This window comes from Sphingomonas ginsenosidivorax (assembly GCF_007995065.1).
GTDB classification, from domain to species: Bacteria; Pseudomonadota; Alphaproteobacteria; order Sphingomonadales; family Sphingomonadaceae; genus Sphingomonas; species Sphingomonas ginsenosidivorax.
This window is the reverse complement of record NZ_VOQR01000001.1, coordinates 3,831,571-3,858,381: the sequence shown is the minus strand read 5'-3', so window position 1 is coordinate 3,858,381 and position 26,811 is coordinate 3,831,571. Positions and strand designations below refer to the sequence as shown.

Here is a 26,811-nt window from a genome sequence, read left to right as displayed (position 1 = left end):
CCGACGTTCCGTCACGCCGCTGCATCATTTGAGACCATGTTCTAAGTATTGGGAGGTAGCGTCAATAACTTATCCGCCTGCCCGCGGTGCCGACACGCGCTAGTAACGCCCCCAAGTGAATTTCGACGACAGCGCGTAGTTCCACACCGCCCCGACCAGCACGCCGATCAGCGCGGACACCGCCCAGGCGCCGTCGCGAACCTCGTGCAGGAACGCCGCGACGCCGACGTTCGCGACCGCGCCGACCGCGCAGATCACCGCGAACGACACCCAGCCGTCGAGCAGCTGCCGCCACCCCTTCAGCCGCCGGTCGCGATAGGTCAGCGCGTTATTGAGGAAGAAATTGACCGTCAGCGCCGCCAGCGTGGCACCAAGCTCGCCGACCAGGAACGACGCGCCGAGCCCCAGATACAGCGCGGTCAGCACGCCCATGTGCACGCCGACGCCCAGCACCCCGATCGCGGAGAACATCGCGAACCGCACGGGTACGACCCGCCCGAACATCCGGTCGTACAGCGCGATCAGATATTCGAGCGCGACGACGTGATCGAGCTTGCTCTCGCCCTCGGTGCGCGTCCGGAACGTGTAGGGGAGTTCCACGAACCGCAGTGGCCGGGGCGAGGCGGTCAGCAGGTCGAGCAGGATCTTGAACCCGATCCCCGACAGGTGCGGCGTCAGGTCGCGCACGACCTGCGTACGGATCGCGAAGAAGCCGGACATCGGGTCGCTCAGATCGACCTTGAGCACGCGGCGCGACAACCGAGTCGCCAGCGCCGATTTCGCCACCCGGTCGCGGTCCCAGTCGCCGGTCCCGCCGCCGGACACGAACCGCGAGCCGACCGCCACGTCGAGATCGTCGCCGCGCAACCTGTCGAGCATCGCGGGCAACAGCGTCTCGTCATGCTGCAGGTCGCCGTCGATCACCGCGACGACCGGGGCCGCGGTCGCGCACATCCCCTCGATGCACGCCGATGACAGCCCGCGCCGGCCGATCCGCTGGATCACGCGGATGCGCGGGTCGCTCCGCGCGATCTCGCGCGCCTGCGCCGCGGTGCCGTCCGGGCTGTCGTCGTCGACGAAGATCGCTTCCCAGTTCACGCCGCGCAACGCCTGATCGAGCCTGGCCACCAACGTCGGCACGTTCGCCTTCTCGTTGAACGTCGGTATGACCACCGCGAGTTCGAGAAGGTCGGATGTCATCCGATCTGTGCGAGAACGGCGTCGCCCATCGCAGCAGTCGAAAGCGTACCGCCCAGATCGGGCGTCCGCGCGCCGCCCAGGATCGCGGCGGCGACGGCGGCCTCGATCCGGTCGGCGGCCTCGGGCATGCCCAGCGAATGTCGCAGCATCATCGCCGCCGACAGGATCGCGGCGCAGGGATTGGCCTTGCCCTGCCCGGCGATATCGGGCGCCGAACCATGGATCGGCTCGTACAACCCTTGCCCCGACCCGTTGAGCGTCGCGGACGGCAGCATGCCGATCGAGCCTGCGCACATGCTGGCCTGGTCGGACAGGATGTCGCCGAACAGATTGCCCGTGACGATGACGTCGAACTGGCCGGGGTTGCGCACAAGCTGCATCGCGGCGTTGTCGACATACATGTGCGTCAGTTCGACATCGGGATAGTCGGCGGACAGCGCGATCACCACGTCGCGCCACAGCTGCGACGTCTCGAGCACATTGGCCTTGTCGATCGAGCAGAGCCGGCGCTGCCGGGTCCGCGCGGTCTCGAACCCGACGCGGGCGATGCGAGTCACCTCGTCCTCGTCGTACGACATGATGTCATAGCCCTCGCGCCGGCCGGCGGCGGTGGTGCGGATGCCCTTGTCGCCGAAATAGACATCGCCGTTCGTTTCGCGGACGATCACCAGATCGATCGCGCTCGCGACCTCGGGACGCAGCGCGGAGGCATCCTCCAGCCCCTTGAACAAGGTCGCCGGGCGTAGATTGGCGAACAGCCCGAGCTCCTTGCGCAGGCCCAGGATGGCCTGCTCGGGACGCAGCGACCGTTCGAGACCGTCGCAGCTCGGATCGCCGACCGCACCGAACAGGATCGCATCCGACCGCTTGGCGAGTTCGAGCGTCGCGGGCGGCAACGGATGCCCCAGCTGGTGATAGGCCACGCCGCCGACCAGCGCTTCCTGATAGGAAAAGTCGAGGCCGAGCGCGTCGAGCACGCGGCGCGCCTGGGCGGTGACTTCGGGGCCGATGCCGTCGCCGGCGAGTATCGCGATCAGGGGCATGCTATCTCCTCGGTGCTGCCTGTGCCGGGCGAACCCCCGTCACGCAACCGCCCTTTTGAGACGATCGACCAGCCGCTCGCGCGCGGCCAGCGTCTCCACACGCCGATCGACCAGGATATCGCGCGCGAGAAAATGCTCGGTCAGGCGCAGGCCATCGAAAATGTCGTCCCACGACGCCTCGCCGCCGGTGCGCGCGAAGGCGGGCAGGCGCAGCAATTTGGCCTCGTACCCGAACGCCGCACCACGCCCCACCGCGGCCCCGCTGCGCGGGCTGACGAAATCGAGGTCCTCGGTACCACCGCTGGCGACGCAGCGATCGAGATCCAGCCCGAAGCCGAGTTCGGCGAGCAGCAACAACTCGTACCGCACCAAGGCCGCGGCCCAGCCCCGCGCCGACGGCGCCGCCTCGATCGCGTCCAGGGTCCCGCTTAGCGCGTCATGGACGCGGGGATAGGCCTGCGCCTCGGGCAATGCGGTCGCGGTCAGCGCGGTCACCCATTCAAGCGCGGCGGCGGCGAGCGGCTCGCCGTGCAGCGCAGCGCGGCTGTGGACGAGTTCGACGGTCAGCGACGCGAGCTGCTCGCCGGTCCGCGCGCGCCATTCGCCCTGGACCAGGTTGGCGGGCTGCAGCACGGGCCGCATCTGCCGCGACCGGCCGCCACGGACATAGCCGGGCTGGACGCCGTCGTTGCGGGTCAGCGCACGCACGATCGCGCCATGCTCGCCATGCTGGCGGACGGCGACGACGATGGCGGGCGCGCGCAGGTGCATCGGGTCTTATAGGCGTGTCCGACGGCGAAACGATATGCCGCCCGAGACGATCGGCTATCGCCGGACTCGCTTCGCCAGCCGCTGCAGGATCGGGTGCGCAGCGGCCCGTTTCGCGCGCGCCATGGCGCCGTCGAACGTGCCGAGCGCCGCCATCACGCCGCGGTTCGCCAGTGTCGGGCGCAGCAGTAGCAGGTCGACGCACGCCGTTCCCGTCGTTGCGAACTGGCGCTTGTGCTGCCCCTCGCCTTCGGTGAAATCGAACCGCGCGAAGCGGTCGGCGAACAGCTGGCGCATCGCCTCCATCTGCAGCACCGCGCCGGGCGACAGGTCGTTATGCGCGGGATCGTGCCCGACATGGTCGTAGCGCAACGACTCGCCATCGGCGGTGCAGCACAGATACGCCACCGGCCTGCCGTCGACGAACAGCAGCCACGCGCGTACCCGATCCTCGGCGGCCAGGCGCAGGCAATGCCCGGCGTCCTCGGGCAGCCCTGATCCGAGCAGCCGCTCCTGATAGGTCGTCGCCGACACCGCGCGCGCCAGCGGGTGGAACAGCATGATCTCGGTCGGCGTGCGATAGGCACGGATATCGAGAGTCCCGCCGGACGCGGCGGCGAGCTTCTTGGCCTTGCGCTTCAACCCCGATCGCGCGCTGCCCGACAGGCCTGCGAGCCATGCGTCGACACCGATGCGAAGATCGGTGTGATAGCGCACGTAGCGCTGTCGAACCGCGCAGAGCAGACCCCGCCGATCGAACGCAGCCAGCGTCGCCTCGGGCAGCGACGTGACGATGACCCCGTCCGCATCGGCCGGCAGTGACGGCAGCGCGGGCGTCTGCGCCGCGAGCACGGCATCGAGCGACAACCCGACCCGGACTAGCCGTCGCGGGACCGATGCCAGCGTTCGTGCACCGACCTGGAACCGCAGCGGTACGACCGCGGTCATGCGCGTTCGGCGACCCAGTTCGACCAGAGCTGCTCCGCCTGCCGCCAACGCTTGCGCAGCCGGTCGGGACCGAGTGGCAGGTCCTGGCGGTCGAGCGGCAGATCAGGCCGGTCGGCGAAATGCACCGTCGGCAGCACGTCGCGCATCTCGGAAAGGATCGCGCACAGCGTCCGGAAGCGGCGGACGTGCACGGCATTGGCGCGCGTCCCGCTGCGATTGGCGAGTTCGAAGCCGTGGCTGACGATCGTTACCGCGGCATGCTCCGAGACCGCGGCATGTTCGAGCGCGTCGTAGCTTTCGCCGACCGACAGCGCACAGAGCTGGAAGGTGCGCAACCGGCCCGGGCTGTCCTCGATCACCGTCACCGGCACCTCGACGACGCCGCGCGCGGTCGGGGCGATCTGGCGCGGCGGCAAGGTGATCCGGCTCGCGTCGGGGGCTTCGGCGCCATTGTGGCTGCTGTCGTACACGAAGCCGAGCGAGGCCAATGCGGCCAGCGTGTCGTCGTTCGCCGCATAGCTGCCGGCACGGAAGGCGATCGGTGCGGGCGCGCCCGCGGCGACGAGCAGGTCGCGCGCCTGCGTCAGCAGATCGATCTGTTCAGAAAGGCTGTACCGGTAGAGCGCGAAATGCCCGAACGTCGCGCCGCGATCGCCAACCGTCGCGCCGGTCCAGTTGGCGTGGAGGTGGAGCTGCACCTCCTGCCCCGCGGCAAGGATCGTCTCGACGATACGGCGGATCGGATCGAGTCCGAACAGTACTGCCGGCATCGGATCGACGAAGAAGCACGCCTTCAGGTCGTGGCGGGCGAGTTCGGCGAGTTGATAGCGGATCCCGACATCGGCAGGCTCGATCGATCGCTCGTAGATCGCGTCGACGCCGAGCCCCGCCGCGTGATGCCGCCACGCGAACTCAGTGTCGACGGTCAGGAAAACGGGCGTGGTCACGCAGGCTCAGCTACCAGCCGATGGTGAACATTGCGTTTCGACAGCGAGTCTCCCCCTTTTTGGGGACGTTATCGCGAATGGTAGAAATCGTACACCTGTTGCGCGACCATCGCCGACACGCCGGGCGCCTGTTGCAGGTCCTGCAGGCTCGCGTTGCGCACCGCGCGCCCGGTGCCGAAATGCATCAGCAGCGCCTTCTTCCGCGCCGGGCCGATCCCGGGCACTTCGTCGAGCGGGCTCGCGCCGATCGCCTTGCTGCGCTTGTCGCGGTGCGCGCCGATCACGAAGCGGTGGACCTCGTCGCGCAGCCGCTGGAGATAGAAGAGCACCGGCGCGTTGACGGGCAGCTGGAATTCGCGTCCGTCGAGCATGTGGAACACCTCGCGCCCCTCGCGGCCGTGATCGGGCCCTTTGGCGACGCCGACCAGGTTGACGTCCTCGATACCAAGGTCCTCGAGCACAGTGCGCGCCGCACTCAACTGGCCCTTGCCGCCGTCGATCAGCACCAGGTCCGGCCACTCGCCCCCGTCCCGATCCGGGTCCTCCGCCTGCGCCCGCGCGAACCGCCGCGTGAACACCTCACGCATCATCCCGAAATCATCCCCCGGAGTCGTCTCCTTGTTCTTGATATTGAACTTGCGATACTGACCCTTGCGGAAGCCCTCTGGCCCGGCGACGACCATCGCGCCGACCGCGTTGGTGCCTTGGATGTGGCTGTTGTCGTAGACCTCGATGCGATTGGGCGGTTCGGGCAGGTCGAACAGGTCAGCGACCTCGCGCAGAAGCTTCGCCTGCGTGGTCGACTCCGCCTGCCGCCGCTCGATTGCTTCGATCGCATTGCGCTTGGCCTGGTCCATCAGGCGTGCACGGTCGCCGCGCTGCGGCACCTGGATCGCGACCTTGTAGCCGGCCCTGTCGCCCAGCGCCTCGACCAGCAGCGCGCCTTCGGGCAGCTCGCGGTCGAGCAGGATCTGCTTGGGCGGCGGCACCTCTTCGTAGAACTGGCCGAGGAAGCTGGTCAGCACCTCGTCCTCGGGGACGTCGTTGGTGTGTTGCGGGAAGAAGCTGCGATGGCCCCAATTCTGGCCGCCGCGGATGAAGAACGCCTGGATGCCGATCAGCCCGTCCTTGCACGCCATCGCGAAGATGTCGGCGTCGCCCACCCCTTCGGCGTTGATCGCCTGCGTCCCCTGGATGAAGGTCAGCGCGCGCAGCCGGTCGCGCAGCAGCGCGGCGAGCTCGAAGTCCATATTCTCCGCAGCAGCCTGCATCTGCGCGCCGAGCTTGGCCTGCACGCCGGTCGACTTGCCGCCGAGGAACGCCTTGGCGTCGTCGACCAGTTCCTTGTAGCCCGCCGCGTCGATCCGCCCGACGCAGGGCGCCGAGCAGCGCTTGATCTGGTAGAGCAGGCATGGCCGGTCGCGGGTTTTGAAGAAACTATCGGTGCACGAGCGCAGCAGGAACAGCTTCTGCAGCGCGTTGAGCGTGTTGTTGACGCTCCCGGCGCTCGCGAACGGGCCATAGTAATTGCCCTTCGCACGCCGCGCGCCGCGATGCTTCTGCACCCGCGGGAAGTCGTGGTCGTCGCGGAGCAGGATGAACGGAAACGACTTATCGTCGCGCAGCAGCACGTTGTAGGCGGGGCGATAGCGCTTGATCAGCTGCGACTCGAGCAGCAGCGCCTCGGCTTCGTTGTTCGTCGTGACGATCGTCATCGACCGCGTCTGCGCGACCATGCGTTGCAGCCGCTTGGTCAGCCGCTCGACCTGAACGTAGTTGGCGACGCGGTTGCGGAGCGCGCGCGCCTTGCCGACGTACAGCACGTCGCCGCGCGCATCCTGCATCCGGTAGACGCCGGGCCGCACCGGCAGCGTGTCGAGCACGTTGCGGATCGCCGCGACCCCCGCCTGCAGATCGGGCGCTTCGCCACCGCCGCGGACGGTAAAGGTGGATTTGTCTTCGTTGAACCGGTCGGGGGAATTGGGGGACGACATGCGTGCGATCTAGGGATTGCGGCGACTCAACGCCAGCGGAGTGGTTCGTCCAGAAGGACTGGGTTCACGCAAAGCCACGAAGACGCGAAGGGAAGATTTGGTTCGCGCGGAGGCGCGGAGGGCGCGGAGAGGAAGGACCCGCGGCTTAGACCGCCGGAGGCTCCGATCAGTCGGAGATGGCCGATACCGCAGTCCCGGCCAAGCCACCTCCGCGCCCTCCGCGCCTCCGCGCGAAAACCCTTCTCTTTGCGTCTTCGCGCCCTAGCGTGAGGCAGTCTACCTGCCCCTCCGGGGCGAGAAGATTAGGTTTGCGCGAACAGCTTCGTCCCGACGATCCCGATCACCGTCAGCGCCATGAACGCGGCCTGCACGCCGCCGACCTTGTCGCCGAACAGGATGACGCCGCCGATGATCACGCCGATCGCGCCCGCACCCGTCCAGATCGCATAGGCGGTCCCCGCCGGCAGCCCTCGCATCGCGAGCGCCAACAAGCCCATGTTCACGAAGCTGAGGATGATCGGTACGCTCGACGCCTGCCAGGTCGCGACGGTGGCAGCCCATTTCAGGCTGAGCGCCCAACAGATCTCGGTGACGACGGCAATGCCGAGGATGATCCAGGACATACGAATCTCCAACGGGCTCAAGTTGGAGATCCGGCCGCCGGAAACCCGGGAAGAGACGGCCGTCGAAGACGGCGCCGCGATCGCGCGAGCGCCGTCGGAAAAGTTCACGGCCCCGGGGCTAGCCGGAGCGGCGCAGGATCAGATGGGGCGGCCGAGCCCCGAGATCGAGCGATCGATCATCGCGCGGTCGGCGTCGGCACCGAGATGCTCGGTGATGAGCACGCCGGCAGCCTTGGTCGCCGCATCCGCGGCGCGGGCGCGAACCTCGGCGATCGCAGCGCGTTCGGCGGCGGCGATCTTGCCCTCGGCCATCTTCGCGCGGCGGTCCATCAGGTCCTCGGCGCTCGCCTTGGCCTTGGCGATGATCGCGGCGGCGTCGTGATGCGCATGCGCACGCATCGCCTCGGCCTCGCCATGCGCGGCCTTGGCCTTCGCCTCATACTCGGCGCGCAGCGCCTCGGCTTCGGCGCGCAAGGCCTTCGCCTCGTCGAGCTGCGTGCGGATCAGAGAGATCCGGCCGTCGAGCATGCGCCCGATCATGCAGGGCACCTTCTTCCACAGCATCAGCGCGACGACGATCAGCGCTGCGACGGCGACCCAGCCCGTCGAGTTGAGGCCGAGCACGTTGTCGACCGGGTCGACGACGTGATGCACGGTACCGGGCGCAGTGGTGTGACCTTGCAGCCCCTGGTTGTCGATGGCCCCCTCGGGCGCCATGCCCTCGGCCGCGATGACCTTGCCGGGAGTATCGGGATTAGCCATGCGCCGTCGTCCTGCGGACCGCATCGCTCGCCGCGTCCAGGCTGACCTGGAGACCGGCGACCTTGGCGGTCAGTTGCTGTGCGATCTCGGCTGCCACACCCGACAGGTTCGACAGCGCCTCTGCCTTGGCGTTGGCCACGGCGAGATCGTGGTGGCCCAGCCGTTCGGCCAGTTCGACGTCGGCAGCATGGATCTGTTGCTCGAACGTCGCGGTCGCACGCTTGGCGGCGGCCGCCGTCTCGGCCTGTGCCGCGGCGCGGGCGCCGTCCATCTCGGCCTGCCAGTCCGCCTGGACCTTGTCGGCCTGGGCACGCGCAGCCTCAGCCGCCGCCAGATCGCCGGCGATCCGCGCTTCGCGCGCATCCACAGTGGATACGATCTTCGGTACCATCGCCTTGCCGATCCCGAAATACAGGATGCCGAAGGTGATGAGCAGCCAGAAGATCTGCGACGCGTAGGTGGCGGCTATCTGGGAAATCTGAGGCATTGCGTGTCCCTAAAGTCGCAAAAGTCGCATGGATCGACCGGACGCGGGGCGCCCGATCGATCCGGCAAATCAGGCGACGAACACCAGGATGATCATCGTCACGAACGCGAGCAGACCGAGAAGCTCGGCGGCTGCGAAACCGATGAACAGACGGCCCTGCTGGCTGTCGGCCGCGCCGGGGTTGCGCAGTGCGCCGGCGAGGAACTGAGCGAACACGTTGCCCACGCCGAGTGCGGCGAGGCCCATGCCGATCGCGGCCAGACCGGCACCGATCATCTTTGCTGCTTGTGCGTCCATGTCGAAAACTCCCTTGGAAAATCAGTAGTGAAAGAGAAAATTAGTGCAGGTTCACGGCGTCGTTCAGATAGACCGACGTCAGCAGCGCGAACACATAAGCCTGGATCGCAGCGACCAGCAGCTCGAGCAGCGTGATCCCGATCATCAGCACGAAGCTGGGCAGACTGACGATCGCGACATAACCCGGCCCCATGTTGATGCCGTTGATCACGAACGCGGCGAGCACCTTGAGCAGGATATGCCCCGCAGTCATCGCAACGAACAGTCGCAGACCCAGCGAGAAGGGGCGGACCAGGAACGACATCAGCTCGACGACGAAGATCAGCGGGATCATCAACGCCGGCGTGCCGCTGGGCACGAACAGGCTGAAGAAGTGGAAGCCATGCTTGCCGAAGCCGACGAGCAGGACGATCCCGAAGCTGATCAGCGCCAGCACGCCGGTGACGGTCATGTGGCTGGTGATCGTGAAGGGGTGGACGCCGGGGACGATGCCGAACGGCAGAAGCCCGATGATGTTCGCGAACAGGATGAACATGAACAGCGAGAACACGTACGGCACGAAGCGCTTGCCGCCCGGTCCGACGTTCTGCTCCATCATGCCCGAGATGAAGCCGGTGAAACCCTCGACCGCCATCTGCCAGCGCCCGGGCACCAGATCGCGCTTCATGCCGCCGATCATGAATGCCCACAAAGCGGCCAGCGTCACCACCATCCACAGCGCGGAATTGGTGAAGGACAGGTCGTAACCACCAACGATCCAGTGCGAGCCGAACGCCGGCTCGATCAGGAACTGGTGCATCGGATCGATCTTGCCGCCCTGTTCTGCCGCCACGTGGAATCCCTGCCGTCTTGAAACGACAAACGCCCGGCTACTCCGGGCGTTCGCCTGAAATTCGAATGATCTGCCTGAACGCGACCGCTATCCCTAAGAACAGCAGCACGATCAGCCCCCAAGGGCCAGTGCCGAACCAGTGGTCTATCAACCAGCCGATCAGCGCACTGCCGACGAGACTCCCGATCAGCGCGGAGATGACGCGATTGCCTTGCGAATAACCTCGCTCGGCGTCCGGTCCTCTCTGCCCCGTATTGAGCGCCTCTCGACCGCGAGCTTCCCGCAATCGCTCGTCGAGCGCGGAAAGCCGTGGATCTTCGACACCCTGGGGGTCCTGTCCGGGTTCGTTCTCCGCCACGCATGCCCCTCCACCTGTTATTGACCGGGTGAGAAACGCGCAGCGACGAGCGATCCCGCCAAGGCGCGGTCCGTTTAGAAAGGGGGGGTGGCCAAGTCAACCGTGTGACGGGACTGTCATGGTCGGCGCCGACCGGCACCCATCGACAGACACCTCGCCCCGGCGACCCTCGCTCTCCCCGGATATGAAAAACCCCCGCCGAGCAAGATCCGATTCTCGTCGGGCTGACGCCCGTCGGCAGGACCAGCCTTCTTCGCCGGGGCGATGTCGTTCCGTCAGACGCAACGCGAATCGCGCTCCGGCGCCGCCCCCGTCCGCGTCTTCCATACGCCGTCGGGCGTCTTGTATTTCTCGCCCGCGCTGGTCTGCGCGATCAGGTTGCAGCCGCTGGTGAACGCGAGCTGCTCGACGGTCGCGCCGCTTGCCTGCGCCTTGGCGGTATAGGCCGACTTGCGCTGGATGTTGATGTTGTTGACCAGCGCGCGCAGCTCGCCGCTCGCCGCGCCGACGAGTCCCAGATAGCCGTCGGGCTGTTCTCCGACCTCGCCGCCGGCCCGCGCCGCGGCATAGGCCGGATCACGCTGCGCGATCGCCGCGGTCGAAAGGCCGCCCAGGGCCACGGCGGCGGCAACCATGACATGGACCCTGTTCTTGGTGAACGCGTTCATCAGAAAATCCCCGGATTCTGCTGGATCACCTGTTTCGCCTCACCATCGAGTCGAACCACGACGTCCTGCGTCACTTTGATGTTGAGGTTGATCTCGATCGGCTTGTCGGGCGCCGAGACGTTGACGCACCCCGACAGGCTCGCCGCACCCAGAACCGACACGATGATCATCCTCGTCATCCGACCCAAGATCGGCATCCTCTCCAACTTCTGCAATCCTGTTTCGCTCATGGCACGATTCTGCTTTCGGTGGACTGAATGTCGGGGGGAAGAACGGGGGACGCCGGCGGACGCCTGAGCAGCCGCTTCGGGTCGTAGAAGCTCTGCGCCGAATCGAGCAGCCCGCGAAACGGCGCCGCGATGCGGATGTTGAACACGAAGGGGAGCTTTTGCAGCCGGCGGATCAGGAAGTTCGATTTCGCCCCCGCGCCCTGGCTCACGCCCGCGAACCGGACGTCGGTGACCATCTCGCCCGCCAGCGGTCCGTTCATCCCAACGCTGAGCGAGCGGTAGCGCAGCGACTTCAGCGCCTGGAACGCGATATTGCTCCACAGGCCGAGGTCCTTCTGACTGAGATCGCCGACATAGGCGATCGTCCCGCCGCCGGGGCGCACCTTGAGGTCGCCGCCCTCAATTCGCCCGCCGGTGTCGTCGAAGATCATCGGCAGCACGCCGTCGAACACCCCGGTGGCGTTCAGGTTCTTGAAGTCGAACTGCTGCAGGAACTGGTCCGCGGCCATGTTCGCGATGTGGAACGTCATCCGGCGCTCCTTGGGGGCGGAAAAGTCGAGCAGCGTCGGATCGAGCGTCAGCGCCCCCCCCGCAAACGGCCAGCGCCCGCCCTCCACCTGCACGCGCGCCCCGGGCAGCGTCTGGTAGCGGATCGTGCCATCGCTGACCGGGATACCCGGGTTGAGCGTGGCGATCGTCGCCACCTGCCCCGGCGCGCTCTGCAGGTTCAGCAGGTCGGTAAAGCGGATCTCGGTGGCGATCCCCGATACCGGCCCGAATGCCGCGGCCAGGTCGGTGCCCGCGGTGCGGAATACGCCGGTGCTGGTCACGCCAGCCGGCGTCCAGGCGATATGGCCTTCACCCGAGACACTGCCATTCACGTCGGCGATCACGCCGTAGGTCAGCGGGGTCAGCGCATCGGGCTGCAGCGCGCCCTTGGCAAAGGCTATTCCGGCCACCGCAAGGTCGGCGCGCCCCGCGCCGGCGCCGAGATCGTGGCGCAAGGTCACGTCGGCGACCCTGGTATTGCTGATCGGCTCGACCAGAGTGCCGGCTGCCGTGATCGTGCCGTTCGCCAACGCGAGCGTGACGGTTCGCGCGGCAAGCGGCTTGAACCGTGCGGCCGTGGCGGCATCGGACACGCCCATCGCGCCCGTCAGCGACAATACCCCGCCTGCCAGCGCCCAGTCGCCCTCGGCGCCGCCGAGCAGCAGCGGCACGTTGGCGATCTGCCCTGCCCCCCCGGCAAAGCGCCCGCCAAGGCCGTTCGCGTTCGCGCGCCCCTCGACCCGCGCAAAGTCGAGCCGGGTCTGGCGGTCGGGCATGCCGATCCGCGCACCGACGCCATCGACCACGAACCCGCGATCCGCGAGCCGCAGCGTGGCGCCCGTCGTCGTCAGCGCGATCGGCGTCGTGCCCAGCCGGCCCGACAACGTCGCCTCGGCGACCCGGATCCCGCCGCCGATCCGGCCCTGCTCGACACGCACCAGCGCGCCGTCGACCGGACACAGCGTCAGCCGTGTCGGTGCCAGCACCAATCCCGACACCGCCAACCGCCGCAGCGCGAGCGGCGCGCAGGCCGGATTGACGACGAGTCGCGCGCGGCCGTCCCAGGTCGCGGTGACCGGCAGCGACAGATCGTCCACGCGATCGTCGCCGACTCGCCCGCTAAGCGTCGCGGTAGTGCGGATCGCGGTCGCCCCACCCGGCGTCGCGCCGAAGGTCATCGGCGTCAGCGCGAGGCGCGCGCCGCCCGCCGTATAGGGCGCCATCCGCGCGACACCATGGATCGCGGCACCCGCGCGGGGCTGTGCCAGCGATATGCGGCCCTCGGGCAGGCCGCCGCCGCGCATCGCCACCACGGTATCGATCCGGACGCCGCCTGCGGGCCAGCCGACCGTCACCCCGCTGCCCCCAGACACGGTGATACGTCCGCCACTGCGCGCGGCGATCGCGAGGCGCGACACCACCGCCAATCCCTTGCCGCTGCGAAGCCGGAACGCCACCGCGCCGTCTCCGCCGAAATCGCGCGCAGCCGCGGCGAGCGCGCGGGTCGCGGCCTCGGCGAGCGGTGCGACGGGTGTGCCGGCACCCGACGCACTGAGCGCCGTGACGCGCCCCACCACGGCCGGCGCGACCGCGGCCCCGCTGGCGCGGACATTGCCGTCGAAGCGCGTCTCCGCATCGAGCCGATAGGCGCCGGCGAGCTGGAGTTGCGCGGCACGGCCCGCCTGTGCCTGCACCCCCGCCGCGGTCAGGTCGAGCGTGCCGCCGGTCGCCGCCGCGCTGCCATCGAACGCGATCGTCCCGCGCACGCCACCCGATGCGACGCCGGGCGCCCGCGCCGCGCCGGTTGCGAGCCGCGCGGTCCCCCGCCAGCGATCGAGTGCCGCGGACAGACCGAGATCGACCGTCGTCGCAACGCCGGACACCTGCGCCGTCCCGCACCCGATCCGTGCCGCGCGGACCGGGCCGGCGATGCTCGGCTTGTCACCATCGACGCGCAGCCGCACCGCCGCCGTCAATCGCGAAGCCGCGCAGCCGCCGATAGCGAGGGCATCGCTCACCGCGGCTAGCGACCCGCGAAACCCGTCGTTCAGCACTCCCGATCCCGACAGCTTCAGCCCGACCAGCCCCTGCGGCGTCTCCAGCCGCATCCGCGCGTCCGCGACATCGACGTCGAGCGCGGGCAGCGCGAACGGCTTGCCAGACGGCGCTGGCAGCAACCGGTCGATCGCGCCCAGCGATACGCGTCCATCGACCAGCCGCCCGCGCAGCCGCACATGCCCGGCGCGCACGCCGACGAGGTAGGGCCCCGACAGCCCGATCCCGGTCCGCGTCTCGACCCAGTCCGCGACTAGGTCCGGGTTCGCCGGATCGCCCAGCATGACGTTGGTCAGCCGCTGCCCGGCAAGCCCGAAATCGCTGATGCCGTAGCGCGCGGGCACACCCGCCTCCGTCAGTTCACGGTCGATGAACCCTTCCGCGATCGGCCGCCGCGCCACCCACAACGTGCCGAGCGCGACCGGCACGAGCAGCGACGTGCCGAGCAGGATCGGGTAGCGCCGACGGCGAGGGGTGGCCCCTGTATCGCTCGTCTCGCTCACTCATCCACTCCAATCACGCGTGGCCCGAGCATAGGCGGGACCCTGCGCCACAGCAATTGCGCGCCGCGCGCGGCCTGCTAGCATCGTCGCATGGCCGATGGCGACGCCCCAGACGACAAGACGGGCCACCGCGCACGGCTGCGTCGGCGTCTCGCGATCGGCGGCGACGCGCTGCTCGACCACGAACTCGTCGAATATCTGTTGGCGCTCGCGATTCCGCGCCGCGATACCAAGCCGCTCGCCTATGCGCTGCTGCGCGAATTCGGGGGGATCGGCGGCGTCCTTACCGCCGACGGCGAGGCGCTGGCACGCGTGCCGGGCATGGGCGAAACCTCGATCGCCGCGATCAAGATCGCGCACGCCGCCGCAATCCGCCTGCTCCAGGCCGAGGTTGCCGCGCGGCCGGTGCTCGCCAACTGGCAGGCGCTGCTCGATTATCTGCGCGCCGACATGGCCCATCACGCGATCGAGCGGTTCCGCGTGCTGCATCTCAACACCAAGAACATGCTGGTCCGCGACGAGGTGATGAGCGAGGGATCGATCGACCAGGCCGCGGTCTATGTCCGCGAGGTGATCCGCCGCGCACTCGAGATCGGGTCGGCGGCGATTATCCTGGTCCACAATCATCCGAGCGGCGACCCCGCCCCCAGCCGCGCCGATATCGACATCACGCGAACGATCGCGGAGGCCGGCAAGCGACTGGGGATCGCGGTGCACGACCATATCATCATGGGCACCGGCGGGCATACGAGCCTTCGGGCGCAGGGGTTGATCTAGCGGGGGCAAGACCGGCTCTGCTCTCACTATCCTGCCCCGACGCCGTCATTCCAGCGCAGACCGGAATCGCCTCACGGCGGACGCGACGCAGCCCAATAGGAAGATCCCAGCCTTCGCTTGGATGACGAATGTGCCGGGTGGGCTGACGAATCTTCTCTTCCGCGTGAGCGCATTCCACGCAAACCCGCGTGAGCGCATTCCACGCAAAAAACCGCCGGGTGCGAACCCGGCGGCCTTCTCCGCGTGACGAGGCGGCTTTAGCCCTTGGACAGGAACCCGGTCAGTTCCTCCTTCGTCACCGACTTGCTTTTGTTGGTGTCCGCCTGCGCGAACGCGGCGGTGTTCCACTTCTTGGCCTCCGCCGTGCCCGACTTGGCGCTGGGATCGGTCTTCGCCTTGAGCGCATCCATCCAGCCGGCGAACTCGACCTGGCTCAGCTTGCCGTCGCTATCTTTGTCATAGGTCGGGAACTCCGAATCGACGACCTGTGCCACCTGGCTGCCCGTTGCGGCCTGTTCGGTCGGCGCCGCACCCATCGCCTGGGGCACCGCAGGGTCGGCCTGTGCCGTCGTTGAAGGCGCCGCGGTCGTGGATTGCGGAGTCGCGGGCGCCGCATCGGTAGTCGTCGCAGGCGTCGCCGGAGCAACGGTGCCCGTGGTGCTAGCCCGTGCTGAATTCGGGCCAGCCTGTGGCGCAGCCTGCGCAAGCACGGGGGCGGCGATGGTCATTGCACCGGCGAGAAAGACATACTTCAACATTACGTGTCTCCGTCTGTTATCGGGGCTGTTACTCAAAGACCACAGAAGCGATCTTTCGAACAGGTCGGGGAACAAACCGCCGACTGCCGCAATAGGTTCCCAACGCCGTGGTTTGTGCCCGTGCCGCGGGCCTGCTACCCGCCCGCTTCGGGGTTCGCCGGCAGCGCGGGCCCATCCTGTCCTGCGATCCAGAGGTAACCCATGGTCCCCCGCTATTCCCGTTCCGACATGGTTGCGATCTGGACGCCCGAAGCGCGCTTCCAAATCTGGTTCGAGATCGAGGCGCACGCCACCGACGCGCTCGCCGAACTCGGCGTCGTCCCCAAGGAAGCCGCCGCGGCGATCTGGGCCAAGGGCGCGTTCGAGGTCGACCGGATCGACGAGATCGAGCGCGAGACCAAGCACGACGTCATTGCCTTCCTGACCAACGTCGCCGAACATGTCGGCCCCGAGGCGCGCTTCATGCACCAAGGCATGACCTCGTCCGACGTGCTCGACACCTGCCTCGCGGTGCAGCTCGCCAAGGCGAGCGATATCCTGATCGCGGATATCGACGCGCTGCTCGTGGTGCTCAAGCGCCGCGCAATCGAGCACAAGATGACGCCGACGATCGGCCGCAGCCACGGCATCCACGCCGAACCCGTCACCTTCGGGCTCAAGATGGCGCAGGCCTATGCCGAATTCGCACGCAACCGCGCACGGCTCGTCGCCGCGAAGGACGACGTCGCGACCTGCGCGATCTCGGGCGCGGTCGGCACGTTTGCGAACATCGATCCGTTTGTGGAATCGTACGTCGCTGAGAAGCTCGGCCTGTCGGTCGAGCCCGTCTCGACGCAGGTCATCCCGCGCGATCGCCACGCGATGTTCTTCGCGACCCTGGGCGTCATCGCCAGCTCGATCGAGCGGCTCGCGACCGAGGTCCGCCATCTGCAGCGCACCGAAGTGCTCGAAGCGGAGGAGTATTTCTCGCCCGGCCAGAAGGGTTCGTCGGCGATGCCGCACAAGCGCAACCCGGTGCTGACCGAGAACCTCACCGGCCTCGCCCGCATGGTCCGCGGGTACGTAACCCCCGCGCTGGAGAACGTCGCGCTGTGGCACGAGCGCGACATCTCGCACTCGTCGGTCGAGCGCTATGTCGGCCCCGACGCGACGATCACGCTCGACTTCGCGCTCGCGCGGCTGACCGGCGTGATGGACAAGCTGGTCGTCTACCCCGAGCGGATGCTCAAGAACCTCAACAAGATGGGTGGCCTCGTCCATTCGCAGCGCGTGCTGCTCGCGCTGACCCAGGCCGGCGTCAGCCGCGAGGATTCGTACCGCCTCGTCCAGCGTAACGCGATGAAGGTGTGGGATTCGGACGGCGCGCTGTCGCTGCTCGACCTGCTCAAGGCCGATCCCGAGGTCACGCTGTCCGACGCCGAGCTCGAGGACAAGTTCGATCTCGGCTACCACCTGAAGCACGTCGACACGATTTTCGCCCGCGTCTTTGGCTGAGGCGATGAAAGACCTGCCGCCCGTTCACCGCGGGCGGCGGGCCGTCAGGCGCTGGCGGGCGTTGCGTCTGCGAAGCGCGCGGCGATCCAGTCCGCCGCTTCGCGCCAGTCGTCGATCCGCGCATGCGCGTCGGGCGCCTTGGGCACGTGCACCGCGAGCGTCGGTTCGGACACCATGTGCAACCGGTGGACGCCCGGCGCGTGCTTGGCGACCGAGCTATGATGGACCGACAGGTCGTCGACGAACACGGTGACCGTCGCGCCATAGTCCGCGACCAGTCGCGCGACCGGATCGCCCTTGCCGCCCTGGTTGCAGACGACGCGGTGTGCGATCCCGAATTCCGCGAGCTGCTCGATCCGCGGCTGCTGGCAGTCGTCCTGCAGATTGGTGAGGATCACGATGTCGGCGATCGCATCGAGCCGCTGCAGCGCTTCGACCGCGTGCGGCACGAGCGTCTGGCGGTGCATCTCGCCCGGGAAGAACTCGCCGAGCATGCTCCACATCTCCTCGCGCGTCGGCGGCGGACCGCCGTCGCGGCGAGTCATCGCGTCGGAAAAGTCGCCGTGCTGCATCGCGAAGTCGATGTCGTGGCGCTCACCGAGCCAGGTGCCGAAGTGCCGGACCATGTGCAGCAGCACTTCGTCGCAGTCGGAAATCAGCAGCGGCTTCATGCGTCGAACTCCGGTCCGTCGATCTGGGCGCGGGCGCGGACCAGCGCCTCGGGCCTGACGCCCAGCGAGTCGGCGCAGGCGATCAGGTCTGGTTCGTAATTCTCGAGGAAGCCGAGCACCGCGGACATCACCGCAGGCTCGCCGGCGCGCGTCCGCAGGTCGTCGGGGTCGAGACCGGTCATCGCGAGCAGACGCTCGGCGCGGTCCTGCTCGCTCAGTATCCAGACCAGCGCCTGCAGCGCGAGGCTCTCCGCATCGCCCCTGTCGGCGACTTCGTTTGAATCGCGCGTCCGCATTGCCTATCGTCGCCTCTTATCGAAGGGACCGCTCGGGTGGCAAAGAAGGTGCTCGTTGTCGAGGACAACGAACTCAACCTCAAACTTTTCTGTGACTTGCTGAGAGCGCACGAGTTCGTGGCCGAACCGGTGCGCGACGGGCGCGAGGCGGTGGCGCGCGCGCGCGACTTCGCCCCGGACCTGATCATCATGGACATCCAGATGCCGCATGTGACGGGGTACGAGATCATCCTCGAGCTGAAGGCGGACGAGGTGCTGAAGACGATCCCGGTGATGGCGGTGACCGCCTATGCCGGCCGGGACGACGAGGACCGGATCCGCGCGGCAGGGGCGGATGCCTATGTGTCAAAGCCGATCAGCCTGGCGCGGTTCATGGATGCGGTGGGGGCGCTGGTCTAGGGCGCCAGGCTGTCTACAGTCACCGGCCGTTGCCACCCGCCGTCATCCGTTGCCTCCCACCGCCGTCACCCCAGCGAAGGCTGGGGGCTCCCGCGGTAAGGGCGCGACCTGTAACCGGGAGATCCCAGCCTTCGCTGGGATGACGGATTTGTGTGAGCGTGACGGAAGCGTGGTGGGTGACGCGACATGGCGGGCGGGACGACTGTCTTCAGCACTGCCGCAAACGCGCGAAAGCCGCGGACGCTGGCGCCCGCGGCTCTGGATCGCTGGCAATACGAACGGTGCCCATAGGCGCCGCGCGGATTACTTGATCTTGGCTTCCTTGAACTCGACATGCTTGCGCACGACGGGATCGTACTTGGAGAAGGAGAGCTTCTCGGTCTTGGTGCGGGGGTTCTTCTTGGTGACGTAGAAGAAGCCGGTGTCCGCGGTGCTGACGAGCTTGATCTTGACGGTAGTCGGCTTGGCCATGCGCCCAATCCCTAAAGCTGTAAAAATGCGAAAGCGGCGGGCAATGCCGCCGCTCTATCAGGGAGTGCGCATGGCGGATCGCGGTGCCGAAGTCAACTCCCGGCCAGCGGAAACCACGTGTTTACCACCCCGGGTGCAAGATGCACGGATAAGACAATGGAGGCGGACGATGGGGCGGATGTCGGTGCAAGGGGATGGATCGGGACTGGGCGTGGTGAAAGCCGATCTGGCGGCGCGGATCGCCGCAATCGACGTGCGCGCGCCCTATACGCAAGCTCGCGAGCTCGCGCCCGAGATCGATGCGATCCGCGTCATCGCGCATCGCAACGGGCTCAACCCCGTAGTCACGGTCGCGCATTTCGTCGATTCGGCGTTGTCACGCGGGGAGCATGGCGCGCTGGTGCATGGCTGGCTGTCGATCCTCGGCGATGCGATCGTCAGCGAGCGGCAGGACGTGCAGGCGTGCCATGCGTTTGCGGCGGCGTGTTCGGTGCGGCTGGCGGGGTAGTGGATGTGTTAATGGCGGCGCTGGTCGCCGCGGCGCTGGCGCAGGTCGGGGATCGCACGGTGTGGCTCACGGCGATCCTTGCGGACCGATTCGGCACGGGCAAGGTGATCGCGATGGCGGCGCTGGCGCTGATGGCGGCGAGCGGGCTGGCTGCGGCCGCGGGCGCCGTGCTCGCGCCGATGCTGGCGCCCAATGCCAAGCAGCTGATGCTCGCCCTGGCCCTGCTGTTGCAGGGCGGCGGCGCGCTGTTTCCCGCCAAGGCACCCGAACGGCTGGAGCGATGGCGGATCGGCGCGGTGGCGACCGCGGCGCTCGGGCTGTTCATCCTCGCGTTCGGCGACGGGGTGCAGTTCATCGTCGTGACGCTCGCCGCGCGCACTCCGGTGCCGGCGCTCGCCGCGGTGGGTGCGACGATCGGCTCGCTGGCGGTGGTCGTTCCGGCCGCGGTGATGGGGGAAGCGGCGTGGACCAGGCTGCCGCTCCGGCCGCTGCGGATCGCGATCGGGATCCTCTTCCTGGTGGTCGGCGCCGTGCTGGGTCTTGGGGCGGTCGCGCTGATCTAGGAGAACCGTCCCTGCCGGAACGGACGTCCCGCTCGCCTGTTGTCGTTTCAACAGGAGATTTCCCATGCTGAAGCTCGCCATCACCTTTCTCGTCATCGGCCTCGTGCTGGCGCTGCTCGGCTTCGGCGGCGTCGGCGGCGCGTTCATCGGGATCGCCAAGATCCTGTTCTTCATCGCGATCGCGCTGTTCGTGATCTTCCTCGTGCTCGGGCTGCTCGCGGGCAAGGGAATCAAGAACGCGATCGACTGACGCCCGGTGCACGCCTTCTCCGCCCTGCTCGATTCGCTGATCTACACGCGGTCGCGCAATGCGAAGCTGAAGCTGATCGCCGATTACCTGCTGGCGACGCCCGACTCGGATCGCGGGTGGGCGATGGCGGCGCTGACCGGCGATCTCGACCTGCCTGGCGTCAAGCCGGCGATGATCCGCGCGCTGATTGAGTCGCGGGTCGACCCGGTGCTGTTCCGGATGAGCCGCGACTATGTCGGCGATACCGCGGAGACGGTCGCGCTGCTGTGGCCCGAGCCCGTGGTGCCGGTCGACCCCGCGCCGCTGTCGATCGCGCAGGTGGTCGACGGGCTGATGCATTTGTCGCGATCGGATGCACCGGCGGTGCTGGCGGGGATGCTCGACCGGTGCGATGCGGAGGAACGGTTCGCGCTGCTCAAGATGGCGACCGGCGCGCTGCGCATCGGCGTGTCCGCGCGACTCGCCAAGACCGCGCTTGCCAACGCGTTCGGGCTCGAGGTCGATGCGGTCGAGGAAGTGTGGCACGGATTGTCGCCGCCGTACGAAAGCCTGTTCGCCTGGGGTACCGGTGCCGGCGCGCAGCCGACCCCGGCGGACGTGCCGGTGTTCCGGCCGTTCATGCTTGCGCACGGGTTGGAGGATGGCCGCGTCGACCTGGCCGACTATGCCGCCGAGTGGAAATGGGACGGCATCCGCGTGCAGATCGTCCACGTCGCCGGGATCACGCGGCTCTACAGCCGGACCGGGGACGACGTAACCGGCAGCTTCCCCGAGGTTGCAGCGGCGTTCTCGACTCCGGGCGCGGTCGACGGCGAGTTGCTGGTCAGGGGCGAGCACCAGGGCGGGACGCTGGAGGACGGCGGCGGGGCTGCGAGCTTCAACGCGCTGCAGCAGCGGCTGGGACGCAAGACCGTGTCGGCCAAGATGCAGGCCGACTATCCGGCGTTCGTGCGGCTCTACGACATATTGTTCGACGGCGCGGAGGATCTGCGCGAGTTGAGCTGGACCGATCGACGCAGGCGATTGGAAGCCTTCATGCCGAGGTTGGACCCGGACCGCTTCGATCTGAGCCAGGTGATCGAGGCGGAGGACTTCACCGCGCTGGAGGCGATCCGCGCGGGGGCGCGCGATGCGGCGATCGAGGGCGTGATGCTCAAGCGGCGCGACTCGCCCTATGTCGGTGGGCGGCGCGTCGGGCTGTGGTATAAATGGAAGCGCGATCCGCTGACCGCGGATTGCGTGATGATGTACGCGCAGCGCGGGTCCGGGCGGCGGTCGTCCTTCTATTCGGACTATACGTTCGGCTGCTGGACCGAGGAGGGCGAGCTGCTGCCGGTCGGCAAGGCCTATTCGGGGATCACCGACGAAGAGCTCAAGATGCTCGACGGGTTCGTGCGGCGCAACACGCTCAACCGGTTCGGGCCGGTGCGCGAGGTCGAGAAGACGCTAGTGCTCGAGATCGCCTTCGATTCGCTGCACGAGTCGAAGCGGCACAAATCGGGGGTCGCGATGCGCTTCCCGCGGATCGCGCGGATCCGGACCGACAAGCCGGCGGCCGAGGCAGACCTGATCAATACGCTGCGGCGGATGATCGTCTGAGCGGAAGGTGACGAAAGTCACGCCGACGAGTATGTTCTCGCGTCATGCGGCAGGGGCGATTCACGGGTCGAACGAGCGATCCGGGCCTGCCAAAACGCGGCGTGTAGGACAGCGAAATCCTCCCTTGAGGGAGGAAGGGCACCGCCGCCCGACCATCTGCCGTCATTCCCGCGAAGGCGGGAATCCATACTGGCTGGCGCTGATGCAGGACCGCTGGCTCCAAGGGTATGGATCCCCGCCTCCGCGGGGATGACGGAGTGGCGGGGATGACGGAGTGGCGGGGATGACGGAGTGGCGGGGACGACGGAGGGCGGGGGTGACGGAGGCCGGGATGACGGGATCCGCGGGGACAACGGCATCCGCGGGAACGACGGCCCCCGCGGGGACGATGGCCTTCGCGGGGAGGACGATCGCGGACGGGGTCGGATGGACCTGCCGCCGACGATCGTCCCGACCGGCCCTTAGGCGGCGGCGAATGCGCCGTTTTCGCCGAGAACCATCAGCTTGCCGTCGTCGATCGCGAACACCGCGCCTTCGAGGCTGAGCGTGCCGGCGTCGAGCCCGGCCTGGACGAACGGGAAGGTCTTCAGGTTCGCGATCGAGACCTTCACGCCTTCCTTCTCGAGCGCGGTCTGGCCGTCCGCGCCCGTGCCGACATCGGCGACGACCTTTTCGCGCGCGTCGTCGAGCAGCTTGATCCATTCGGCCACGAAGCCGCCCTCGCCGGGCTTCGCATCGCGCAGCGCGCCCGACAGCGAGGCCTTGACGCCGCCGCACTGGCCATGACCGAGGACGAGGATTTCCTCGACCTTGAGCACGGTGACTGCGAATTCGACCGCGGCGGACACGCCGTGCAGACCGCCGCTGGGATCGAACGGCGGCACGAGGTTGGCGACGTTGCGCACGACGAAGACCTCACCCGGGCGCGTGCCAAAGATTGTCGCAGGGTCGACCCGGCTGTCGGAGCAGGCGATCACCATGACCTTCGGGGTCTGGCCACCGGCGAGCTCGGTCCATTTTTCGCGCTCGTCGATCCATTCGTTGCCGCGGAAGCGGTAATAGCCGTCGATCAGATCCTTGAACTTGCGCATGTAGTGCCTTTCGCTGTTTGGGGCCGTTTCGGGCGTGAGATGGTGGTTCATGAACTTTTTGTCATCTTCGCAGTGCCGCGGAATTCGAGGAAGCGCGCGGAATTTGCGGCGAGTTGCGACCGAGACGTTCAACTTTGGCTGTGGGTGAGACACGTCCGCACGGTACGCGCCCATGCGCGAGCCGGCCTCCGCATTCTGCAACGCCGCGGGCTCGATCCGGGTCCCGGCGCTCCCGCACCGCACGCCCTTTCGCAGAGCACAACCTTCAGCGGGGTTCGTCTATCCGGATCTCGAACAGCGTGGGCCAGTATTTGCCCGTCACGAACAGGCGATCGCCCTTTGCGTCCCAGGCGATGCCGTTGAGCACCGAATCGGTGCCGGTCGGGCCGATCTCGGCGACCAGCGGGCGCAAATCGATGACCGCGGTGACGCGGCCGGTGGCGGGGTCGATGCGGACGAGGAAGCCGGTGCGCCAGACATTGGCGAGCACGGCGCCGCGGACATATTCGAGTTCGTTGATGTCGCGGAGCGGCCGGCCGTCGATCGTCACGGGGACGCGGCTCCGTTCGGCGAGCGTCTTTGGATCGCGGAAGATCAGCGTGGGCGAGCCGTCGGACTGGATCAGCCGGGTCGCGTCCGCGGTCAGGCCCCAGCCTTCGCCGGTGTAGCGGGCCCGGCTCCCGGGCTTGAGCGTGCGGACGTCCCAGTGATGCGCGATGCCGTCGTGCCAGGTGAGGCTGATCAGCTGGCCGGCCCAGAGCGCGAGGCCTTCGCCGAACTGCGCGGGCGGGATCGTCGCTCTGGCAAGGATCTTGCCGCTGGCAAGGTCGACGCGGCGGACGTCGGACGCCCCCTCCTGCCCCGTGCTCTCGTAGAGCGCGCCGTCATGCCAGAGCAGGCCTTCGGTGAAGGCCCTGGGATCGTGCGGGTAGCGCGCAACGATCGTCGCGCCGAGCATCGGCGCCTTGTCGGACGTGGACGTGGCAACGGGTGACGGCGCGGGCTTCGCAGCAGGCACTGCCTGCCCGGCTTCCGCCGCGCGCACGAAAACGGCCGGCCCCGCCAAGGCGAGACCGACCGCAATCATGAACTTTCCGATCACGGATGGGTCCGGATCAGAAGTCGGTTCAGCCGCCTGCGCTAAGGTTGACGGCAGCGTACTTGCCGCGACGATCGACCTCGAGCTCGAACTCGAGCTTGTCGCCCTCGTTCAGCGTCGACATGCCGGCGCGCTCGACGGCCGAGATGTGGACGAACGCGTCGGGCTGTCCGTCGTCGCGCTGAATGAAGCCGAAGCCCTTCATCGCGTTGAAGAACTTGACCGTGCCGGTCGCCTTCTCGCCGGTCAGCTGACGCTGTGCGCCACCGGCACCTGCGCCGCCACGGGGCGCTTCGTCACGGTCGCGCGGCGGGCCGCGGTCGGTGACGGCCATCGGCTCGCCGTCGATCTTGAGCTCGGTTGCCGAGATGCGGCCACCGCGGTCGACCAGGGTAAAGCCGAGCGGCTGACCCTCGGCCAGGCCGGTCATGCCAGCCTGTTCGACGGCGCTGATGTGAACGAACACGTCCTCGCCGCCGTCATCGCGGACGACGAAGCCGAAGCCCTTCTGCGCGTTGAAGAACTTGACCACGCCGGTGCCTTCGCCAACGACCTGGGGGGGCATGCCGCGGCCTGCGCCGCCGCCACCGCCCGAGAAGCCGCCGCCACCGCCGCCGCTGCGGAAGCCACCGCCGCCGCCGCCGCCGCCGCCGAAGCGATCGCCGCCGCCGCCGTAGCTGCTGCCGCCGCCGAAGCGATCGCCGCCGCCGCCGTAGCTGCTGCCGCCACCGTAGCTGCTGCCACCGCCGTACGAGCTGCCGCCGCCGAAGCCGCTGCCGCCTTCGTCACCGCCACCGAAGCTGTCGCGCTTGTCGCGGCCGCGCCCGCCACGGTTCCCGCGGCCACCTTTATCGAAACCCATAAGCCCTGATCGTCTTCCCGGTTCGCCCGCAAATCTCTCCAAAAACCCCCGTGCCGGACGACAAACGCAGGTTCTCCGGCGCGAAACCTTTTGCGCCTTACCGGTACCCCTAGCGCAAAATGCAAGCGGTCGCGAACAGAATCTTGTTCGGAGTCAACCATTCCGGAGGAATCATGGCCGAACCGTGGCACGGAAGGCACGGGTTGAGGCATTTTCGTGCGTGATGCTGATGTGGGTCAGGAACACGGATCAGGGCCAACACCCGGTCGTCATCCCCGGCTTGGCCCGGGACCCGGGGGTTACGGGCGGAGTCGTCAGAGCCTCCGGGTCCTGACTTTCGTCAGAGTGACGCAAGGGGATCGACCGGCGCGTGTGTGAGCGGCGCGATACACCGCTTGAGCGGGGGTGCGCGGACCGCTAGGGCCCGGGGATGACCGTATATCTGCACGAACACGACATTCCCGCCGACTTGTTCGCCCCCGGCGCATCGATCGCGGTCGATACCGAGACGATGGGACTGATCACGCCGCGCGACCGGCTGTGCCTGGTGCAGCTGTCGGACGGCGGGCCCGACGAGCATCTGGTGCGATTCGCGGCGGGCGCCGGCTATGATGCGCCGAACCTGAAGGCGCTGCTCGCTGATCCCGCCCGGCTGAAGCTGTATCATTTCGGCCGATTCGATATCGCCGCGGTCCAGCATTATCTCGGCGTCGTCGCAGCCCCGGTCTATTGCACCAAGATCGCATCGCGGCTGGTGCGGACCTATACCGACCGGCATGGCCTCAAGGAGCTGGTGCGCGAACTGCTCGGGCAGGACATCTCCAAGCAGCAGCAATCGTCGGACTGGGGCAGCCCGACCTTGAGCGACGCGCAGAAGGACTATGCGGCGTCGGACGTCCGCTTCCTCCACCGGTTGAAGACCGAGCTCGACATGCGGCTCGCACGCGAAGGCCGGACGGCGCTGGCGCAGGCGTGCTTCGACTTCCTGCCGACGCGCGCGGCGCTCGATCTGGCCGGATGGCCCGAGATCGACATCTTCGCGCACGCCTGATGATCACCACGGTCCCACCCTCGGCGGTCGCGCGGCGCGAACGGTCCAAGCGGCAGCTCTGGGCGCAGCCCGGTGGCACGCACGACCGGCTGATCGCGGTCGCGCGCGTGGGGCTGCCGACGCTGATCGGCGTGCTGGCGGCATTCCTGGTGATGGCGCCGCTGACCGCGGGCGGCGACGTGTCGTTCGTGCTCGACAAGAACAAGGTCGATGTCGCGTCCGAGCGGCTGAAGCTGCAATCGGCGCAGTATCGCGGGCAGGATTCGAAGGGCCAGGCGTTCCGCTTGGATGCCGGGTCGGCGATCCAGAAGAGCTCGGCCGAGCCGATCGTCCAGCTCAACAAGCTCGACGCGCATATCCAGCTGACCGATGGCCCGGCGCAGATCAAGGCGAACACCGGGCGCTACGACATGGACACGCAGAAGGTGCAGCTCGACGGGCCGCTGAACTTCACCGCGGCGGGCGGCTACGACCTCAAGACCAACGATGCGACGCTCGACCTCGCCAACCGGACGATGCGCAGCGGCGGTGCGGTCAACGGCACCGTGCCGCAAGGCGTGTTCAGCGCCAACGCGCTGCGCGCCGACCTGGAAGGGCGCACCGTGACGCTCGATGGCAATGCGCGCTTGCGGATCGTCCCCAGAGGGGCGAAATAGCC

General features: G+C 67.9%; 31 protein-coding genes. 9 read left to right on the top strand and 22 right to left on the bottom strand.

Annotated features, from left to right (window positions below; translation table 11 throughout):
• Positions 1–99 precede the first annotated feature (99 nt).
• The 15 genes from FSB78_RS17805 to FSB78_RS17735 all read right to left on the bottom strand — a co-directional run bounded on the left by FSB78_RS17805 (position 100) and on the right by FSB78_RS17735 (position 14,264).
• The gene (locus FSB78_RS17805) at positions 100–1,200 is read right to left on the bottom strand and encodes a glycosyltransferase family 2 protein (protein WP_147083868.1); all 1,101 of its coding nucleotides are present in this window, start codon (positions 1,198–1,200) and stop codon (positions 100–102) included.
• Entirely contained in the window at positions 1,197–2,243 is a 1,047-nt protein-coding gene (gene leuB, locus FSB78_RS17800; RefSeq protein ID WP_147083867.1) for a 3-isopropylmalate dehydrogenase, read from the bottom strand. The genes FSB78_RS17805 and leuB overlap by 4 nt, the downstream gene beginning before the upstream one ends.
• A 39-nt stretch (positions 2,244–2,282) precedes the next feature.
• Positions 2,283–3,014: a DNA repair protein RecO gene (gene recO / locus FSB78_RS17795; protein ID WP_147083866.1), complete on the bottom strand. Its 732-nt coding sequence runs from the start codon at positions 3,012–3,014 to the stop codon at positions 2,283–2,285.
• A gap of 54 nt (positions 3,015–3,068) precedes the next feature.
• Positions 3,069–3,959, bottom strand: a complete 891-nt coding sequence (locus tag FSB78_RS17790; protein ID WP_147083865.1) for a GNAT family N-acetyltransferase — start codon at positions 3,957–3,959, stop codon at positions 3,069–3,071.
• Positions 3,956–4,906 (bottom strand): polysaccharide deacetylase family protein, encoded by a 951-nt coding sequence (locus FSB78_RS17785; protein WP_147083864.1) that lies wholly within the window; start codon positions 4,904–4,906, stop codon positions 3,956–3,958. The genes FSB78_RS17790 and FSB78_RS17785 overlap by 4 nt, the downstream gene beginning before the upstream one ends.
• Before the next feature lie 68 nt (positions 4,907–4,974).
• On the bottom strand, positions 4,975–6,900 hold the full coding sequence (gene uvrC, locus FSB78_RS17780) for an excinuclease ABC subunit UvrC (RefSeq protein ID WP_147083863.1): 1,926 nt from the start codon (positions 6,898–6,900) through the stop codon (positions 4,975–4,977).
• Between the two features lie 302 nt (positions 6,901–7,202).
• Positions 7,203–7,523, bottom strand: a complete 321-nt coding sequence (locus FSB78_RS17775; RefSeq protein ID WP_147083862.1) for a DMT family transporter — start codon at positions 7,521–7,523, stop codon at positions 7,203–7,205.
• Positions 7,524–7,661: 138 nt separating this feature from the next.
• Positions 7,662–8,285: a F0F1 ATP synthase subunit B family protein gene (locus FSB78_RS17770; RefSeq protein WP_199743217.1), complete on the bottom strand. Its 624-nt coding sequence runs from the start codon at positions 8,283–8,285 to the stop codon at positions 7,662–7,664.
• Positions 8,278–8,772: a F0F1 ATP synthase subunit B family protein gene (locus FSB78_RS17765; RefSeq protein WP_147083860.1), complete on the bottom strand. Its 495-nt coding sequence runs from the start codon at positions 8,770–8,772 to the stop codon at positions 8,278–8,280. The genes FSB78_RS17770 and FSB78_RS17765 overlap by 8 nt, the downstream gene beginning before the upstream one ends.
• 69 nt (positions 8,773–8,841) lie before the next feature.
• Complete coding sequence (locus FSB78_RS17760; protein ID WP_055873230.1) at positions 8,842–9,069, bottom strand: F0F1 ATP synthase subunit C; 228 nt, start codon at positions 9,067–9,069, stop codon at positions 8,842–8,844.
• 40 nt (positions 9,070–9,109) lie between these two features.
• Entirely contained in the window at positions 9,110–9,868 is a 759-nt protein-coding gene (locus FSB78_RS17755; protein WP_147084302.1) for a F0F1 ATP synthase subunit A, read from the bottom strand.
• Positions 9,869–9,938: 70 nt separating this feature from the next.
• Complete coding sequence (locus tag FSB78_RS17750; RefSeq protein ID WP_147083859.1) at positions 9,939–10,259, bottom strand: AtpZ/AtpI family protein; 321 nt, start codon at positions 10,257–10,259, stop codon at positions 9,939–9,941.
• A gap of 275 nt (positions 10,260–10,534) precedes the next feature.
• Positions 10,535–10,927, bottom strand: coding sequence for a YdbL family probable chaperone protein (locus tag FSB78_RS17745; RefSeq protein ID WP_147083858.1), 393 nt, complete (start codon positions 10,925–10,927; stop codon positions 10,535–10,537).
• Complete coding sequence (locus FSB78_RS17740; protein ID WP_147083857.1) at positions 10,927–11,106, bottom strand: YnbE family lipoprotein; 180 nt, start codon at positions 11,104–11,106, stop codon at positions 10,927–10,929. The genes FSB78_RS17745 and FSB78_RS17740 overlap by 1 nt, the downstream gene beginning before the upstream one ends.
• A gap of 47 nt (positions 11,107–11,153) precedes the next feature.
• Positions 11,154–14,264, bottom strand: coding sequence for an intermembrane phospholipid transport YdbH family protein (locus FSB78_RS17735; protein ID WP_242008378.1), 3,111 nt, complete (start codon positions 14,262–14,264; stop codon positions 11,154–11,156).
• Between the two features lie 90 nt (positions 14,265–14,354).
• Here FSB78_RS17735 and radC point away from each other — a divergent pair, with 90 nt between their 5' ends.
• Complete coding sequence (radC, locus tag FSB78_RS17730) at positions 14,355–15,041, top strand: RadC family protein (RefSeq protein ID WP_147083856.1); 687 nt, start codon at positions 14,355–14,357, stop codon at positions 15,039–15,041.
• Between the two features lie 257 nt (positions 15,042–15,298).
• Here radC and FSB78_RS17725 read toward each other — a convergent pair whose 3' ends face one another.
• A complete protein-coding gene (locus FSB78_RS17725) occupies positions 15,299–15,799 on the bottom strand; it encodes an EF-hand domain-containing protein (RefSeq protein WP_147083855.1) in 501 nt (166 codons plus the stop codon).
• Positions 15,800–16,000: 201 nt separating this feature from the next.
• Between FSB78_RS17725 and purB the strand changes: the two genes are divergently transcribed.
• Positions 16,001–17,293 (top strand): adenylosuccinate lyase, encoded by a 1,293-nt coding sequence (gene purB / locus FSB78_RS17720; protein ID WP_147083854.1) that lies wholly within the window; start codon positions 16,001–16,003, stop codon positions 17,291–17,293.
• 44 nt (positions 17,294–17,337) lie between these two features.
• Here the strand turns inward: purB and FSB78_RS17715 are convergent, their stop codons facing one another.
• Together FSB78_RS17715 and FSB78_RS17710 are read right to left on the bottom strand one after the other, a co-directional pair.
• Positions 17,338–17,964, bottom strand: coding sequence for an HAD family hydrolase (locus FSB78_RS17715; RefSeq protein WP_147083853.1), 627 nt, complete (start codon positions 17,962–17,964; stop codon positions 17,338–17,340).
• Positions 17,961–18,260: a DUF3572 domain-containing protein gene (locus FSB78_RS17710; RefSeq protein ID WP_147083852.1), complete on the bottom strand. Its 300-nt coding sequence runs from the start codon at positions 18,258–18,260 to the stop codon at positions 17,961–17,963. Before FSB78_RS17710 ends, FSB78_RS17715 begins: the two co-directional genes overlap by 4 nt.
• Positions 18,261–18,296: 36 nt before the next feature.
• Here FSB78_RS17710 and FSB78_RS17705 point away from each other — a divergent pair, with 36 nt between their 5' ends.
• On the top strand, positions 18,297–18,659 hold the full coding sequence (locus FSB78_RS17705; RefSeq protein ID WP_147083851.1) for a response regulator: 363 nt from the start codon (positions 18,297–18,299) through the stop codon (positions 18,657–18,659).
• A 303-nt stretch (positions 18,660–18,962) separates the two neighbouring features.
• On the opposite strand, the gene rpmG is transcribed toward FSB78_RS17705, so the two are convergent.
• Positions 18,963–19,130, bottom strand: a complete 168-nt coding sequence (rpmG, locus tag FSB78_RS17700) for a 50S ribosomal protein L33 (RefSeq protein ID WP_017977469.1) — start codon at positions 19,128–19,130, stop codon at positions 18,963–18,965.
• Between the two features lie 169 nt (positions 19,131–19,299).
• On the opposite strand from rpmG, the gene FSB78_RS17695 reads away from it, so the two are divergent.
• The 4 genes from FSB78_RS17695 to FSB78_RS17680 all read left to right on the top strand — a co-directional run bounded on the left by FSB78_RS17695 (position 19,300) and on the right by FSB78_RS17680 (position 22,050).
• Positions 19,300–19,638, top strand: a complete 339-nt coding sequence (locus FSB78_RS17695) for a hypothetical protein (RefSeq protein WP_242008377.1) — start codon at positions 19,300–19,302, stop codon at positions 19,636–19,638.
• 11 nt (positions 19,639–19,649) lie between these two features.
• Positions 19,650–20,201 (top strand): TMEM165/GDT1 family protein, encoded by a 552-nt coding sequence (locus FSB78_RS17690; RefSeq protein ID WP_242008376.1) that lies wholly within the window; start codon positions 19,650–19,652, stop codon positions 20,199–20,201.
• A gap of 64 nt (positions 20,202–20,265) precedes the next feature.
• The gene (locus FSB78_RS17685; RefSeq protein ID WP_147083849.1) at positions 20,266–20,451 is read left to right on the top strand and encodes a DUF1328 domain-containing protein; all 186 of its coding nucleotides are present in this window, start codon (positions 20,266–20,268) and stop codon (positions 20,449–20,451) included.
• Positions 20,452–20,457: 6 nt separating this feature from the next.
• Entirely contained in the window at positions 20,458–22,050 is a 1,593-nt protein-coding gene (locus tag FSB78_RS17680) for a cisplatin damage response ATP-dependent DNA ligase (RefSeq protein WP_147083848.1), read from the top strand.
• Between the two features lie 461 nt (positions 22,051–22,511).
• On the opposite strand, the gene FSB78_RS17675 is transcribed toward FSB78_RS17680, so the two are convergent.
• The 3 genes from FSB78_RS17675 to FSB78_RS19695 form a co-directional block, all read right to left on the bottom strand.
• Complete coding sequence (locus FSB78_RS17675; protein WP_147083847.1) at positions 22,512–23,141, bottom strand: carbonic anhydrase; 630 nt, start codon at positions 23,139–23,141, stop codon at positions 22,512–22,514.
• A 265-nt stretch (positions 23,142–23,406) separates the two neighbouring features.
• The gene (locus FSB78_RS17670; RefSeq protein WP_242008374.1) at positions 23,407–24,243 is read right to left on the bottom strand and encodes a glutaminyl-peptide cyclotransferase; all 837 of its coding nucleotides are present in this window, start codon (positions 24,241–24,243) and stop codon (positions 23,407–23,409) included.
• 25 nt (positions 24,244–24,268) lie between these two features.
• The gene (locus FSB78_RS19695) at positions 24,269–25,102 is read right to left on the bottom strand and encodes a cold-shock protein (protein ID WP_147083846.1); all 834 of its coding nucleotides are present in this window, start codon (positions 25,100–25,102) and stop codon (positions 24,269–24,271) included.
• Between the two features lie 430 nt (positions 25,103–25,532).
• Here FSB78_RS19695 and FSB78_RS17660 point away from each other — a divergent pair, with 430 nt between their 5' ends.
• Together FSB78_RS17660 and lptC are read left to right on the top strand one after the other, a co-directional pair.
• A complete protein-coding gene (locus FSB78_RS17660; RefSeq protein WP_147083845.1) occupies positions 25,533–26,153 on the top strand; it encodes a ribonuclease D in 621 nt (206 codons plus the stop codon).
• On the top strand, positions 26,153–26,809 hold the full coding sequence (gene lptC, locus FSB78_RS17655; RefSeq protein WP_147083844.1) for an LPS export ABC transporter periplasmic protein LptC: 657 nt from the start codon (positions 26,153–26,155) through the stop codon (positions 26,807–26,809). Before FSB78_RS17660 ends, lptC begins: the two co-directional genes overlap by 1 nt.
• Positions 26,810–26,811 lie beyond the last annotated feature (2 nt).